The 14741-nt window shown below is 50.6% G+C and carries 12 protein-coding genes; 3 read left to right on the top strand and 9 right to left on the bottom strand.

Going from position 1 to position 14741, the window contains the following annotated elements; genetic code table 11:
• Positions 1 to 62: 62 nt before the first annotated feature.
• The 4 genes from HU175_RS17500 to HU175_RS17485 form a co-directional block, all read right to left on the bottom strand.
• Positions 63 to 1919, bottom strand: coding sequence for an MGH1-like glycoside hydrolase domain-containing protein (locus tag HU175_RS17500; protein WP_218037003.1), 1857 nt, complete (start codon positions 1917 to 1919; stop codon positions 63 to 65).
• 250 nt (positions 1920 to 2169) lie between these two features.
• The gene (locus HU175_RS17495) at positions 2170 to 2586 is read right to left on the bottom strand and encodes a DUF6157 family protein (RefSeq protein WP_176567816.1); all 417 of its coding nucleotides are present in this window, start codon (positions 2584 to 2586) and stop codon (positions 2170 to 2172) included.
• Between the two features lie 239 nt (positions 2587 to 2825).
• Positions 2826 to 3341 carry a hypothetical protein gene (locus tag HU175_RS17490; protein WP_176567815.1) on the bottom strand — a complete coding sequence of 172 codons (516 nt, stop codon included), beginning with the start codon at positions 3339 to 3341 and terminating at the stop codon, positions 2826 to 2828.
• Between the two features lie 711 nt (positions 3342 to 4052).
• The gene (locus tag HU175_RS17485) at positions 4053 to 4739 is read right to left on the bottom strand and encodes a helix-turn-helix transcriptional regulator (RefSeq protein ID WP_176567814.1); all 687 of its coding nucleotides are present in this window, start codon (positions 4737 to 4739) and stop codon (positions 4053 to 4055) included.
• A gap of 127 nt (positions 4740 to 4866) precedes the next feature.
• On the opposite strand from HU175_RS17485, the gene HU175_RS17480 reads away from it, so the two are divergent.
• Positions 4867 to 5343 (top strand): CvpA family protein, encoded by a 477-nt coding sequence (locus tag HU175_RS17480; protein WP_176567813.1) that lies wholly within the window; start codon positions 4867 to 4869, stop codon positions 5341 to 5343.
• 61 nt (positions 5344 to 5404) lie between these two features.
• Here the strand turns inward: HU175_RS17480 and HU175_RS17475 are convergent, their stop codons facing one another.
• The 5 genes from HU175_RS17475 to HU175_RS17455 all read right to left on the bottom strand — a co-directional run bounded on the left by HU175_RS17475 (position 5405) and on the right by HU175_RS17455 (position 10425).
• On the bottom strand, positions 5405 to 5779 hold the full coding sequence (locus HU175_RS17475) for a DUF1304 domain-containing protein (RefSeq protein ID WP_176567812.1): 375 nt from the start codon (positions 5777 to 5779) through the stop codon (positions 5405 to 5407).
• A 384-nt stretch (positions 5780 to 6163) separates the two neighbouring features.
• Positions 6164 to 7822, bottom strand: coding sequence for a carboxylesterase/lipase family protein (locus HU175_RS17470; RefSeq protein ID WP_176567811.1), 1659 nt, complete (start codon positions 7820 to 7822; stop codon positions 6164 to 6166).
• 424 nt (positions 7823 to 8246) lie between these two features.
• A complete protein-coding gene (locus HU175_RS17465; RefSeq protein WP_176567810.1) occupies positions 8247 to 8867 on the bottom strand; it encodes an NAD(P)-dependent oxidoreductase in 621 nt (206 codons plus the stop codon).
• Between the two features lie 287 nt (positions 8868 to 9154).
• Positions 9155 to 9928, bottom strand: coding sequence for a hypothetical protein (locus tag HU175_RS17460; RefSeq protein WP_176567809.1), 774 nt, complete (start codon positions 9926 to 9928; stop codon positions 9155 to 9157).
• A 212-nt stretch (positions 9929 to 10140) separates the two neighbouring features.
• Complete coding sequence (locus HU175_RS17455) at positions 10141 to 10425, bottom strand: hypothetical protein (RefSeq protein WP_176567808.1); 285 nt, start codon at positions 10423 to 10425, stop codon at positions 10141 to 10143.
• A 407-nt stretch (positions 10426 to 10832) separates the two neighbouring features.
• Here HU175_RS17455 and HU175_RS17450 point away from each other — a divergent pair, with 407 nt between their 5' ends.
• A complete protein-coding gene (locus tag HU175_RS17450; RefSeq protein ID WP_176567807.1) occupies positions 10833 to 13109 on the top strand; it encodes a S9 family peptidase in 2277 nt (758 codons plus the stop codon).
• Positions 13110 to 13323: 214 nt separating this feature from the next.
• Positions 13324 to 14739 (top strand): TolC family protein, encoded by a 1416-nt coding sequence (locus HU175_RS17445; protein ID WP_176567806.1) that lies wholly within the window; start codon positions 13324 to 13326, stop codon positions 14737 to 14739.
• The last annotated feature ends 2 nt before the right edge of the window (positions 14740 to 14741 follow it).

The raw sequence follows: 14741 nt of genomic DNA, 5'->3' as shown, positions 1-14741 counted from the left end.
CTGGCTATTTAGCGGAAGCTAACCAGACCCGAAACCGCCAGCCAGTATACTCCTGAACCCGGTCAGGGCAATCGGACTGTAAGCTCGTTATGGAGTGCAGGCTGACTGGCAACCAGCCTGCTGTCGACCCAGATGCATAGCTGGGGTTGATTCCCCGGTTTATCAGGCTGCCAGTCCCGCTTCCAGACGATATCAACATCATGGCCGTGGTAGCGGATATTGCCCAGGTAAAACGAGTCCCATTTATCCTCAGGCACCAGGGGGGCAATCGAAAACGTATTGTCCAGGGAGGATTTGAAGCCGATCAGGTCCTCAATGATAATATCGGGAAAAGTTGAATGAAAATAGTCGGACTCACCGCCAAACGTTTTTCCGTTGCTGGGAATATACCACTCACCGATGTTAAGCTGATCGGTCCCGTGCATTCGGGCCAGTTTATCAATATAATCATAGAGTAGTTGTCGCTCGGCGAGCGTGCTCGTCCGTTTGTAGTTGCGCAGGTAGTTGGCGTATCCTTTGTAAACCACCGAGTTTTCGAATGGCCAGCCGCGGCCATTCCAGGCATAGGCCTGTTCGTTATAGTACGGGTGCTGCTGCTCGGCGGTGGTCATACCCGCTACGTTGTAAAAGCCGTTCCGCGAAGAAAACATATCCCAGGCCCGGCTATAGGCAGTGTAGTTCCTGGTCGGTATCAGGTTAAAATACCAGGGCGTATAGCCAACCGATTCCCGAACTCTGGCCTGGTAATCGCGAATCCCAAACTGGTTGTCGCCCGCGCTGTACGTAGTGAAAAACTGGTCGTCTTTCTGCCAGAGTACGTCCAGTACCTTCTGCCGGATAGCTTCAGCTCTTGAGGAGTAGTAAGCTGCTTTGCCTGCCTGGCTGTTCGACAGGGTACTGGCTTCATCAATCTGGTAGAGATTCGCCAGCGCCTGCAGATTGCCGTACGCGTAACTATTGACCGACGGCCGAACCAGGTAAAAATCGGGGTATCCTTTTCGAAAAGCCGTGGGATATTGCTTGGCCTGCTCCGATCGTTCGGCATTAGCTGTCGTGCCCCAGCCCAGGTAATAATTTCGCCAGTTGTCTTTCGTGTACAGGCTGTAGGCTCCCTGGCTTTCAATAAGGCCCAGTACGGCCGAGAGGCTGAATTCCATGCCGTCGTACAGGTCAAGAATTTTATACATGCCCGCGGTTTTGGCGGCTGGCACCTTCACCGTAAACAGGCTATCCCAGACCTGCTGGTGTTTCTCCAGGGCAGGCAACCGGCTGTGAAGCCACTGTCTATCGGGGTGGATTTTCAGAAATGCTTCAATACCGTTGACCATCCAGCTCGAAAAGTGGTGACTTTCGGGGCGGCTCAGATACGTCAGAAAATTGCCGTTCTCCCGCTGGGGTAGGCGCGAGGCAGAGCCCTGCATAAAATAATCGGCGTAGGATTTCAAGAATTTATCGTCCCTCAGCCACCGTACATCGTAAAACTGGTGACCGGCCGGGCAGGTGATGGCCCCGCTCAGTGAGGCCCATGGTTTCACGCCAAAGAACTCGGTAACTACCCAGTACCGTTGCTTATCCGCCGGGTCGTCGTACTCCTTCAAATGCTTGCTGATCATCCACCACCGGTAATTATACACCTTGGCGAGGGCACTATCCGAGCTACTGAAGAGTGGTATGTTTGCCAGCAAAAACGCTTTGTTGTTGGTGGCGTTGAACGGCCCGTCGGACGGGGGGCGATTTGTGTACGCGTTAAATTCATCGATCTGGCTGGACAACGTACCCTTCGCCGTATTCCTCAACCTGGCAAGTTCCTTATCGTAGAGGTTCGTTTTCTGGCTGGCGCACGAGATAAGCAGACCGCTGCAGACAAGAATAAGCAGAGAAGGACTCAGGATGGAAGCAAGCAGGCGAAGTTTGTTCATTGTACCACGATAGACGTCTGCAGAAAAGACCGGACCGGCCGGATTCTAATAACGCAGCCATAGCCCAATTTTGGTTTTCCTGACTGGGCAAATGTAAAACTGCGCCAGTTTTGTTCTACTGGCCTATCCACGTTGAAAAGTTAAAACCAGGTTCACCGCCGATTAGACGTACGGTCTGCCGATAGGTACCTACGAGGTTATCCGCTGGTAACGTACTGATCCGTCGACAATCCAGGGGTAAAGAGCCATACTATGCCCTTTTCGATCGCATTGCTTTTACGTGTTTGAGCGTAGCGTCGTTGGCCAGCCGGGTATATTCTGCGGAGTCGATAGCGTAAAGGGCAATCTTTCCGGCCTCATTGCTGTGAACGCCCCAGCCGTAACGCTTGGTCAGCGGTGACGAACGAAAACAGGCCTGACCTTTTGAAAAAAACTGTTGTCTGGCTTCCGGATGTTCACTGTCTGCGAGGTCATTTTTCTGAGCATGGATAGCAAACAGCACATCGTCGGAGGTAAATTGGTACGGGTTCTCGCGTATCAAGTCAAACTGCCGGGTCGCAATTGAGAGGGTGCCGTCTTTACGGGGCGGAATTTCGCCCTGCAGAGCCGGACTATCGTCGGCCACTTCGATAAATGTATTGATGTAGTTGGTTGTATGCAGTTTCATCGGCGCTGGGGTTTAACAGGGAAACATCAGTCGATCACTGCTGCAAAGTAGCTGAATCCTGGTGACAACCTTATGTCAGCAGAAAGTCAAAGGATGTTGCTGTAACTGATGTCAACGGGTCAAACGCACAGGAAGTTGAATCCAGACAATTTACTTCCTGACCACACAAAAAAGCCCCTACCTGCTTTATTGGCCGCAAATTGCTTGTATAAAATCAAGGAAAACACTTGCAGCGCTTATTAGTCAATCTTGGCGGCTATAACATTAACATGCTTACGTATTTTCTTGCTGAATGTTATTCGCTCTCCATCCGGAGACGTGATACCAACACTTTGGGGGTTTGCGTACCGATCGTACTGAATAGTACCCTTACCGGCTGTTCCTTTTGAGTTATTATCGGAATTTCCGTAATAGGTCGTATTACCTACCTTGGCAAAATCCTGAACCGTTTCGATGCCGAAGCTACCATTCGAATGATTGGTTAGAAAATTGATCTTACTGTTCTTCGTCTTCTCGCTGAAAAAATAGCGTTTTCCTGTTTCATCGGAGAAAACGCTCAATGTACCCGACAGAGGTTCAGAACTCGTTGCGCCATCAATAGTATAACTGGTTGTCCCAGTAATCAGGTAATCGCCTGTCAGGCTGAGGGGCTTAGCAGATTCTGGCAGAGGTTGTACGGTAATAGTCTCCCGGCAGGCAAGAAGAATCGTCAATAACACCATGCAGAGGGAGGTCAAATAGTGCAATTGCTTCATAAAGTAGGTGATAGGTGCAGGCAGATAATACGGGTAGGCTATGATGGCCTCGGCACTAATCTGTAAGTATTTGACAATCAATCATCAACCAGGGGGTTGTTTTAGTACGTTCTCAACGTAACAGAGTTCGAGTGCAGGCAAGTATCAGCTAAACTGGGGACGAAGGGTGGGTACGGGAGTGGAAACCGATTTGTGAACTACCTTAATTTTCTTTTTGCGTCTGCGTCGTTTACCCAAGTGTGTTAGAAAAGAATAAGAACGAATGAGATCCGGGTTCTTTTTGATGAATACCATCGTCCCGGCAAATAAAAACCAGAAACAAACGAAGGTGAGTAAGAAGTGCATAGTGAAGAGGATTGTATAAATAATGCTGAGTAATAATACTTAATGAATTTATGGTTTGATTTTCTAAATGTGTATATTAATTAACTTTTAATCAGTAGATTATATTTCCTTACTGTACCTACTGCCTAAACAGGCTATCTGAAATAAGTATCCGCCTTCATTACGGTTGGTTTGTGAGCAGTCGATACCCTTGCTACTGCTCCGGAAGCAGTTTTATAGTTTAGGTGCAGTTTAACAAACCACGTTAGTGATTTTTAGACGTTATGATCTCAGGAAGCTGTTTGAGCTAATCGCTTTAGCCGCAAAGCGTTAAACAGCTTCTTAGGAAGTAAGGGCAAGGAAAGGCTTTGCAGCCGTGAATTGTAGTCAATCCGCCGGTGAATCTATAATCCGCAGCACTTTCCAGATATGCCGGATCTGATCGGCAGGGACGGGGGTACTGCCGCCCACAAGCGGGTTGTCGGAGTGCAATACTAAAACGCCCTTGGTGGAGAGGTCGTTGTCTTTGATACGTTTAACGACAAATGAGTCGCCGTAACTGATGGCGTACACACCCGATGACAGGTACTCCCAGTCGCCGGGATGGACCAGCTTACACCGAATCTTGGTGCCGCGCGAGTATTTAGGGGCCATGCTATCCCCGTCCACTTCAAATACGACGTTGCGATCAACGTTTTCTCCTCGTCTGATAATCACTCTGATCTGCTCGGCCGCGCCGTAATTCGATTCTGGGTCCGACATTTCATTGAAACTCCCCTGCACCGGCACCGGGTAGTACGGCAAAGCAAGGCCTGTATACAGGTCATCATTGACCGCCTTTACGTCAACGGTGCCCGACGGCATAAACATATCTCCCTGTCCCGTTTCCCACCAGATGGGGTTTAAATTAAGACGGGCAATTAGTTCGTTTGATTTATGCTTACCTATTCGTCGGTTACCCGATTCCATCTGGTAATAGTTCGACGAATTCTCACCTAATTTATCCGCAAACTGTTTCGGGTTGAGTCCAAAAAATTCGCGTACCTGGACTAATCGGGCTGATTTATCATTCATGACGGTGGTCAGTTGGCTAGCTATGTCAACAAATATAGTTCAATAAAGTTTTAATTAGTTCATTTGAACTATTCACCTTGAATCTAGTTTATAACTATGCAGGATAAGTAAAGCAGAAAGGAGGGGCATGATGACAGGGTTTCAACGCGTTTACGATTACCTGGTTGAACTAGTGGAATTAACCGACTGGGTGACGACCTACTTCCAGCCAGCTTTGAACGCCGGCAACTGGCTGGCGGCCGCTGCGGGCGCGTTTGTGATCCGCTTTGCGCGGCCTCAGTTGCCTTTGCGCTCCAGCCTGGCCGGCTGGCTAGTGGGTTTCCTGTTAGCCTGCCTGTTTGCCCCTGACGTAGTGGCTGCCGGAGGAATCGGATTATTGAAACGGTCAGAAAGTGTTTACGCAGCAATTGCCTTCGTCGGTGATTTTATCATTCAGCTTATTGCCTGGTTGATCCGATTGAGCAGCAAGGTCGGCGACACAATCGAAGCTGACCCGGCGGGGAGTTTCGACAGCAGCCTGGAGCGGGTCGAGAAAGTGACGAGTCTCTGGGTACGTATCAAAACGCCGATTATGGAGTTGATCAATACCGTTTTGGGAAGATAAACACGTAGCAACTGATCAGGCGGTTGGCGTTGCTGACTTGCCGAACGCTAGTACACTAGTGCTACTTGGATAAGAACAGCAACACCAGCGCCAGCAGCGCCGGTAATGTCTGCACAAACAGAATTCGCCGACCCGCGGTCGCGGCCCCGTACAGGCCTGCTACGGCGACACACCCCAGAAAGAAATAAGCGACGTTACGTTGCCAGGCCGGGTCGCTGATCAGGAGCGACCAGATAAGGCCGGCCGCCAGAAAGCCGTTGTACAAACCTTGATTGGCCGCCAACGTTTTAGTGGCCGGAAACAGATCGACAGGAAGGCTTTTGAACACGTTTGGACCACGACTGGTCCAGGCGAACATTTCCAGCCAAAGAATATAAAGGTGAAGAAGGGCAATAAGCCCAATCACGGCCAGGGCTGCGGTGTGAAGGATGTCCATGTGACGGCGATGAATAAGTCAATACGGCAGGGTGAAAGTTAGAAAATTGACGTTCGTGTTTTATCACTGAGGAGAAAATCATCAATAAAATAAAGCCAACCTGTAGTTTTGATAAGAGGTCATCTGCTGGGAAAACAGAAAACTAACTACAGTGTAAATTGAGTTTTCTGTCATTCCGAGGAACGAGGAATCTCCGGCTAAGGGAGCTAAAGCGCTCTGCTACCGAAGATTCCTCGTTCCTCGGAACGACAGAAATGCCATAAAACTTAAAATTACAGTGTACTAAATCATACGTACCCACCAATAGGAAAGGCTCACAAGAGCAGATAGGTTCGCCTGCCCTTATGAGCCTTTCTGGCCCGGTAAAATCAACGTAAAGCCACCCTAAGCCAGTGCTTTACGTGCTTCCCGGTCGGGGTCGTTAACCAGCATGGGGCTGTCGTCCAGAATCATCGTCTCCCCGTTTTGACTGGTGTAGGGTTTCCAGTTGGGTAAACCGCCCCCGTTTGGATTGCCGGTTTTAACAAAGCTGATAAACGAGTTTGCCATCTTCTCCGACAAAGTTCTCGGCCGTTTGCCGCCCCCCGTGTGGGTAAGCATCAGATCGGTATTGTAAAACCAGAAACAGATATCGTCGCAGTGAAAAGCCCGCATCCGACCATCAAACAGCGGTGGCTGCCAGCCGAACCAGGCCAGGTAAACGGGGGCTTTCTGCTGCGAGGCTTTCGCGTCGGCCGCAGCAATAGCATTCTTGCGGTTTGACATCACTAGCGACCAGATCTCAATAGGCCGGGCCTTGGGGAAATTCTTGGCGTAAGCGTCCACAATCTCGCCGGATTTATCGCCAAAACGAGGCTTCAGCTTTTCTTTCACCTCCGCTATCGAAATGTTCTCTAAAGCGGCATCGGTCCGGCTTGGGCTTTGCTCGTGGAAGGTCGAGCAGACCAGTAGCGGAACGTCGGCCGAAAAGTGACTGGCGTCGGCGAAGAAGGGGCCGCCGTTCAGGTAGGTACCATCGGCGACGGGTGAAAAGCCACCCCGCTGGAGGTTGAGTCGTTTGGCCTCATCGGCTGTTTTCTCCGCGGCCCGATTGGCGATGTCGATATATTGCCGCCACGGAATCTGCTGAAGTTTGTCAATCTCACCGGGTTTCAGACCAGCCTCTTCCATTACGTTCAGTCCCAGCTTATTTGCGTATTCTTTGTTGACGCCCGCCAGCGAACTGCCGCTTAGCGCCACAGCTTTGTGAAACAACCCTTTCGCCGAGGGCATATTCATTAGCGTAGTCACTTTGGCACCACCGCCCGACTGTCCGATGATGGTTACGTTGTTGGGGTCTCCGCCGAAATTAGCGATGTTGTTTTTAACCCATTCCAGAGCCGCCACCATATCCAGATTGCCGACGTTGCCCGATGCGGCATGGCCCCCGGCTGCCTGAAGCTGGGTGTAGCCTAGTGACCCGAGTCGGTGGTTGAGCGAACAGAAAACGAGGTTGCCCAGGCGCGACAGGTTTTCGCCGTGGTAGCCGTCCTGCTCAATGCCGTTGCCGTTGACAAACCCACCACCGTGCAGCCAGACCACCACCGGGCGTTTCTGCGAATCCAGGGCCGGTGTCCACACGTTCAGCTTCAGACAGTCTTCCGATACGTCGTCGTAGTTCCAATGGTCAACAAAGGACGCATAAGGGTTGGCGTAGCGCTTGTCCATAATCTGGGGGGCGGTGTTGCCCCACCAGAGCGCCGGACGAACGTCCGTCCAGGGCGTAGGCTTTTGCGGGGGCATGAACCGGTTCTTGCCCGATGTATCCGCTCCATAGGGAATGCCCAAAAACTGATGAACACCGCGCAGAATAAACCCCCTGACCTTGCCGTGTTCCGTATTGGCAATCGCAATGGTATCGCCCACGAACAGGACCTGTTCATCGGCCGATGGCTTGGGCGCTTTCGGTGGGCGAGGAGCTGACGCAACGGTTTGCTGGGATACACCCAAACCTGCCACTCCGACCCCCAGTGACTGTAAGAAATTCCGTCTTGATGCTTTCATCGTAGCATGCTGGTTAAAGGAAAAAAACAAACACCGGCTTGTTGACAATCAGTACGTTGATCATCCGGGTGTACGCTTTTCTCGAAAGGGAGGAACTATCCGTTTTTACTTTTCCGGTAGGTGGAAATTTGGGAGAGATGGATGTATTTTTCGAGAGATGAAAAAAGTATCAACAGGATTTGAACTACAGTCGTCTGTCGAGTTTTCTGATTCTGATGCGGGGACTGGCTGACGGAATGGATTTTCCGTTTTACTAGGCAAATCGGGGCTGAACCCGACAGTCTTTGTCGCTGCCGGGTAGGTTGTACGGCTGTCTTTGGAAAACCCGCCGTCTGTTGCCCGATTGGGAACAGCGCGGGGCAATCAATAACATACTCAGCCACTAAAGTTCCTGCCTTTATTGGGCCTGATTCTCTACTCCGGTTTAATAGGCAACGGCAATAGTTTTTTGCCGGTTCTCTTGGTTGTCAAGCTGATCTAAAAGGCAACTTGCCAGATCAGCCCGCGAAATCCTGTTTGCATGGGCTAACTCACCCGATGATCCTACGCGGTACCGACCCAGTCGTTTTCCATCAAACAGGAAAGACGGACGCACAATCGTCCAGGCCAAATTGCTGTCCAGTATCGTCTGCTCCATATGCCGCATATCGTCATAGATGTTCCTGAGCAGTGGCTTAATCAGCCAGACATACAACAAGGGGCCAACTGGTTTGGTCAGAACACCGATGCTGGTGAGACAAACCAACCGCTGAACGCCAGCTTTATTCATTTGATCGACAATATTGCGAGCTGACTGGCGGTAAAACGTCATAGGTTTCAAGCTGTTCTTACCAATGACTGACAGAACAGCGTCCTGATGCTGGAGAGCGGGAGCGAATGAATCCGGCTTCATAACGTCGCCCATTTCTGTGCGTAGGCGCGCATGGGTTAGCGTAAAGGCTTCGGGACGACGAACAATTGCCGTAACTTCATGGCCTCTGTCAAGGGCTTGTAGAATCAGTTCGCGACCTGTTCCGCCCGTGGCTCCAAAAACAGCTAGTTTCATAACGATCTGTTGAGTAGTTGGCTTACGATTGTGTTTTAACCGGCATGAAGCGTTAAATCCGGCTGACTCAAAGGCACATACCTACGCCTTTCCAAATATGTTGGTGAGGCTGGAACCGTCTTGGAGGATGCGCTGCCTGTCGCTCCTAAAATGGACTATGCGGAGCTGACACAAACCCTCAACTTACCTGTTCTTTATCGAATAATGTCAACTAAACGGCTGAATTACCCCGAAAAGGCATACTAACTCATTGGTTTGTTAATGCGTGCGTAAGTTGATAAAGATACCTATTGACACTGGTATTGATAATCAACAAGATGTATAGATGTTGATTGTACGGGATCTTGGTAATATTTACGTATAACTCGACCTTCCTGATCGTACTTATACTGATAATTAATAATGTAATCTCCTGGATGTTGCTTTCCGAACGAATCAAAATCAACTCTTTTTTCCCGTATTAATAAATTCTTACTTTGTTTACCCCACTGCATGGATACGGTAGGTAGATTCTGTTTTGCCAGATCATAATCGTACGTATAAACACTTCTGCCCCCGTCATATTCAACGGCTTCTGTGACTATATTTTCGTTCATTACTGTGCGTTTTATTATAAAACCGGCAATGACTATTTTCGTCTGAAAACCGTCAGAATCGTATAGGTACTGATTTTTTGAACCAATCAATTTAATGATAGCCCCTTGCGCATTTAGGATATATATGTTCTTATTAGGAGCTAGGCTTACCAACGTATCAGGATGAGGGTAGCTGTACTTATACGTGTCGTTTAGGGGATTACGATTGTATTCATAGCTATCCGTTTGTATCAATCTGTTTTCATTATCGTATTTATACGCGTAATCATAGGTAACACTAACCGTGTATTTTTTACCATCGATCTCAACCTCTTTACCATTTGCTGAGGAAGTAGACTGTAGCGATGTTTGTTTACTAATAAGGCATCTGGATGGGGAACGATCTACTGAATCAGAGGTACAGGCCGAAAATAAAAACAAAAAAGCAGCGTGAATTAAAAAGAAATGGTAAACAGGTTTTTTCATTGAAGCAAATTAGAAATTAGTTGAAAAAATAAACTTTAGTACGGCACTCCCTTTACTTTTATGTCTGACTCATACAGTCTTTATCTTGTGAGTAGAAATCCGGACATGAAAAGGTTAAAACTCGTCCTTTTGGGGCAGATTTCTTTTCGCAGGTAAGTCAATTTATAGAAGATATTTTTTGCCTGATGCGCCCATTACCAATTGCCCGAAAGTTACCCCATGCGAAGCGTATTAGTTGGTTTCGATCGCCCCTGTAAAAACATCCAGCCGATAAACGCTGTACCAATGCCGACTACCAACGAGCAACCAAGCAGAACGACTCCCTCAACAAGTAAAAGCGACAATTTTACGCCACTTAAACCTTTCAGGATAACAGGCTGATGATGGAACGCGTCGATCAGCATCTGCCCGTTTCCCCATAGCATTACGACAAACCAGCCAAACGCAAAAAAGGGGGAATACTTGAGCGTGTATGACCGGAAGTTTAGCTGTTTCATAATGGCACAAGAGTTTTGGTTGCTTTGTCGGGACGGTGAGCTTGTCAACCGATGCCCGAATTTGATGTTCAAGTTCGTCCGTTTTGGGCGTTTGGCCTATGGAACAATGGCTGAATAGGGAACATACTATTCGGTCTGTTAGGCGAGTACGACTTATCACACGAAGCCCATAAACACATCCAGCTTTGGCCAGACCATTCAACAGACAATTACGCGCAAAATCACCTACTATCAACTGGTTGATTGACAGGTAAGTGGTAGTAAGTGATCGAAACGAACGCTTAACTCTAATGCATATTAATAAAGGACTTTTAACATATATGCATACCCTGCTAATCCCCCTTTACTATTTACCAAACGGCAGTTTATCCTATATTTAAGGCAGCATCACCTCCATCCAACTGCCCATGCCTGTTTCTACTTCCTTATTGCCCCTTCGCTTTAGTTGTTTCGCGTTGTTGATTGCATTGCTGCCGCTGGGAAGCCGGGGGCAGGGGAAGCTGGCTGATTACCAGCGGGCCGAACGCCTGAACGGGGCCTTTCAGAATAAGGTCTACAACGCGCCGGAGCGGGTGCAGTGGCTGCCGAACAGCTCTATGTTCTGGTACGTCCAGACGACAGCTAAGGGCAAGGAATTTACGAAAGTTGATGCGGGGCGGCAAGTGAAAGAACCGGCCTTCGATCAGGCCCGACTGGCGCAGTCGCTTGGACAACTGACGGGCAAAACTGTCTCGCCTTACCAACTGCCTTTCTCGGAGATTACGCTGAAAGCCGACGAGGTGTCGTTCAAAATCGGCGATTCGCTGATTAGCTGCCCGTTTGATACGTATCAGTGCAAAATCAAGGACGTAACGAAGCCAGCCGCTTCACGCTATTGGGGTGGGCAAAGTGATGAACGTGACGGGCGGCCGGTGCCATCGCCGGATGGGGCCTACACCGCCTACATAAAAAATTACAACGTATACATTCGCTCAACGCGCTCGTCGGCACCGGAAACGGCGCTGAGCTTCGACGGGTCGGAAGGGGAGTACTATTCGAGTAGGCTGATGTGGTCGCCGGATTCGAAAAAGCTGGTAGTCAATAAAATCCGGGCGAATACACCGCACCTAATTTACCTGATTGAATCCTCACCGACTGATCAATTACAGCCCAAATTGCAGACGCGTTCGTACCTCAAACCGGGGGATGCCCTGCCGCAGCGGACACCGACGCTGTTTCTTGTCGACAGCAAGCAACAACTTACCGCCCCAATTGCGCTGATCGATAATCAGTATAACCTCACCACGCCCCAGTGGCGTAAGGACAGCCGGGCTGTTACGTTCGAATACAACCAGCGGGGGCATCAGCGATACAGCGTTTTTGAGATGAACACCACCGGAGCCATCAAGCCGCTGATCGAGGAAACCAGTAAGACGTTTATCAATTACAGTGGCAAGAATTACCGCTACGACGTTGCTGATGGCAAGGAACTGATCTGGGCGTCGGAGCGTGACGGCTGGAACCACCTGTATCTGTACGACGGCACTGGAAAACTAAAAAATCAGATTACGGAAGGGGAGTGGGTTGTGCGGAGAGTAGTGCACGTCGATGAGGCCAATCGGATAATTCTGTTCGAAGGCAGCGGGCGCGAAGCTGGTCAAGATCCGTACTTCATCCAGTTGTATCGCGTCAATTTCGACGGTTCCGGCCTGACGCCCCTGACCCGCGAGAACGGCAACCATCGGACGTACTTCTCGGACGATTATCAATACGTTGTCGATAGCTATTCGCGCGTTGATGAACCTCCTGTGACCGTGTTACGTCAGACGTCGACCGGGAAGGTGCTGATGGAACTGGAAAAGGCCGACATCAAGCCATTGCTGGCGACGGGCTGGCAAAAGACAGAAGTGTTCACGGCCAAAGGGCGCGACGGCAAGACCGATATCTGGGGGATTATCGTTCGCCCGTCGAACTTCGATCCCAAGAAGACGTACCCCGTTATTGAATACATCTACGCCGGGCCGCATGATTCGTTTGTGCCCAAAAGCTTCGTGACCGACTCGCGGGGTTCGTTACACGAAATGGCCGAATTAGGATTCATCGTCGTGCAGATGGACGGTATGGGGACCTCAAACCGATCGAAGGCGTTCCATAATGTGTGCTGGAAAGATTTGAAAGACAGCGGGTTCCCTGACCGAATTGCCTGGATGAAATCAGCCGCCAAGCGCTACCCCTACATGGACCTGAGTCGGGTGGGTATCTGGGGCAACTCGGCGGGTGGACAGAGTTCGGCGGGGGCCTTGCTGCACTACCCGGACTTCTACAAAGTGGCCGTTTCCTCCTCGGGTTGCCACGACAACCGGATGGACAAAATGTGGTGGAACGAGCAGTGGATGGGCTACCCGATTGGGCCGCACTACGCCGAATCGTCCAACACGACCGACGCGGCCAAACTACAGGGCAAGCTTCTGCTGATTCTGGGCGAGCTGGACGATAACGTCGATCCGTCGTCGACGTATCAGTTTATCAACGCGCTGATCAAGGCGAACAAAAACTTTGATTTCCTGATGGTGCCGGGCATGGGACATTCGCTGGGCGGTGACTACGGCGAACACAAACGGCGCGACTTCTTCGTCAAACATCTGCTGAACGTCAACCCACCCGACTGGACCTGGACATCCAGTATTACGGTGCCAAAACCGTAGCGTTTGGTTTTTCAGTCGTACTGACCGAAACGCGTATCTGCAGGAAGTATGAAAGAAAAGGGGTAAAAATCCCGTTAAAAAAGCTGCTTTCCGTTGAAAAGTAGGCTGTATCTATTGTCTATGGCAGCTTATTCCCAAATGTTTCCAAATTTGAGTTCGTGTTTTGCCTGCATCGTATCCGTGAGCCAGAGCAGGTCCGGGTACGTTGTTGCCGATGGATCAAACACGATTAATACGCACCGTTCCCCGAAAAGCGACGAGATGCCTGCTGGTACTGGGGGCGGGATTGCTGGCCATGCATGCGTCAGGCCAATCCCTGAATCTGAACCAGGTAGTTGAGCAGAGTACCCGTCAGTATCCGTTCCTGAAAGCCAAGCAGGCTGAGATCAGCAGTGCTCAGCAACGGGCACAGGCCAGCCGGGTTGAGTTGTTACCCATTGTTACCGTCCAGGATCAGTACAACTACGGCACCAGCAACAGCCTCAACGGCGGATTCTTTCCCAACGATGGCATTGGCGCATCGGTATCCGGTGGGGTACGGGCACAGAACGTATTTCAGGGCGGTTTCGGAAGCTTTACCAGCGCCACGATTGACTGGCGCGCTATTTCGTTCGGACGTATCAAAGCCAACATCGCGGTGGCCGACGCCGATCGGCAACGTAGCGAAGTGGACTACGAAAACGAACTGTTTCAGCAGCAGGTCCGGACGATTGATGCCTATCTGCTGCTGCTGATCAACCAGAAGCTCGTCCAGATTCAGCAGTCAAACCTGGACCGGGCCGAGACGTTCAAACGCGTGGTCGACTCCGGCGTACGGTCGGGGATGCGGGCGGGCGTTGATAGTTCGCTGGCTACGGCAGAATCCGTACGCGCCCGCTTGTTGCTCCTACAAAGCCAGCAGCAGGAGCAAGTGCAGCGGCTCCGGCTGTCGGAGCTAACGGGACTGGTCCAGCCGAATCTACGGGTGGATAGCATGCGGTTTTACGCCGTCCTGCCAACCGCTACGTTAGCTGGTGATTCGATTTCACCGAAGAATCCGGTGCTCCGGTTATTCCAGTCACAGATCAACCTGGCCACGGCCCGTTCCGTGGCGACAAACCGGGCCAAGCTTCCCACTATTTCGCTGATGGGCACGGGCTGGCTGCGGGGCTCCGGTTTTGCCAACCAGGGCGAATTATTCCTGAACAATCCAATCAATGGACTGGGCTACCAGACATCCAACTACCTCGTAGGGATTGTGGCCCGCTGGAACCTGACAAACCTCCTCCAGGTGCGGCATAGCTACAAAAGTGATCTGTTCCAGGTCGATCGGTTCCGGCAGTTGTACAATGAACAGGAACTGCGAATTAACCGCCAGTACCAGGAAGCCGAAACGCAGTACCAGGTGGCGCTGGCGCAGGCCCGGCAGGCTCCGGTCCAGTTGCAGGCCGCCCGTCAGGCGTACAACCAGGCCAAGTCGCGCTACCAGAATGGCCTGACGGACTTGCCGACGCTGCTGCAAAGTGTGCTAATGCTCAACCGGGCCGAGGTCGATGGCTATGTAGCGGTCAGCAACGTATGGCGCTATCTGCTCCTGAAAGCGGCCGCCGATGGCGATCTCTCCCTATTCATGAATCAAGTCAATAACTAACC

Origin of the sequence: Spirosoma sp. KUDC1026 (assembly GCF_013375035.1) — a bacterium.
In the GTDB taxonomy this organism is placed as follows: domain Bacteria; phylum Bacteroidota; class Bacteroidia; order Cytophagales; family Spirosomataceae; genus Spirosoma.
The sequence above is the reverse complement of the archived record's forward strand: the minus strand, read 5'-3'. Positions and strand labels throughout refer to the sequence as shown.

What these genes read in the sequence shown, in the direction of transcription:
- HU175_RS17500 (WP_218037003.1), bottom strand. Translation starts at nt 1,919, where the DNA reads ATGAACAAACTTCGCCTGCTTGCTTCCATCCTGAGTCCTTCTCTGCTT.
- HU175_RS17495 (WP_176567816.1), bottom strand. Translation starts at nt 2,586, where the DNA reads ATGAAACTGCATACAACCAACTACATCAATACATTTATCGAAGTGGCC.
- HU175_RS17490 (WP_176567815.1), bottom strand. Translation starts at nt 3,341, where the DNA reads ATGAAGCAATTGCACTATTTGACCTCCCTCTGCATGGTGTTATTGACG.
- HU175_RS17485 (WP_176567814.1), bottom strand. Translation starts at nt 4,739, where the DNA reads ATGAATGATAAATCAGCCCGATTAGTCCAGGTACGCGAATTTTTTGGA.
- HU175_RS17480 (WP_176567813.1), top strand. Translation starts at nt 4,867, where the DNA reads ATGATGACAGGGTTTCAACGCGTTTACGATTACCTGGTTGAACTAGTG.
- HU175_RS17475 (WP_176567812.1), bottom strand. Translation starts at nt 5,779, where the DNA reads ATGGACATCCTTCACACCGCAGCCCTGGCCGTGATTGGGCTTATTGCC.
- HU175_RS17470 (WP_176567811.1), bottom strand. Translation starts at nt 7,822, where the DNA reads ATGAAAGCATCAAGACGGAATTTCTTACAGTCACTGGGGGTCGGAGTG.
- HU175_RS17465 (WP_176567810.1), bottom strand. Translation starts at nt 8,867, where the DNA reads ATGAAACTAGCTGTTTTTGGAGCCACGGGCGGAACAGGTCGCGAACTG.
- HU175_RS17460 (WP_176567809.1), bottom strand. Translation starts at nt 9,928, where the DNA reads ATGAAAAAACCTGTTTACCATTTCTTTTTAATTCACGCTGCTTTTTTG.
- HU175_RS17455 (WP_176567808.1), bottom strand. Translation starts at nt 10,425, where the DNA reads ATGAAACAGCTAAACTTCCGGTCATACACGCTCAAGTATTCCCCCTTT.
- HU175_RS17450 (WP_176567807.1), top strand. Translation starts at nt 10,833, where the DNA reads ATGCCTGTTTCTACTTCCTTATTGCCCCTTCGCTTTAGTTGTTTCGCG.
- HU175_RS17445 (WP_176567806.1), top strand. Translation starts at nt 13,324, where the DNA reads ATGGATCAAACACGATTAATACGCACCGTTCCCCGAAAAGCGACGAGA.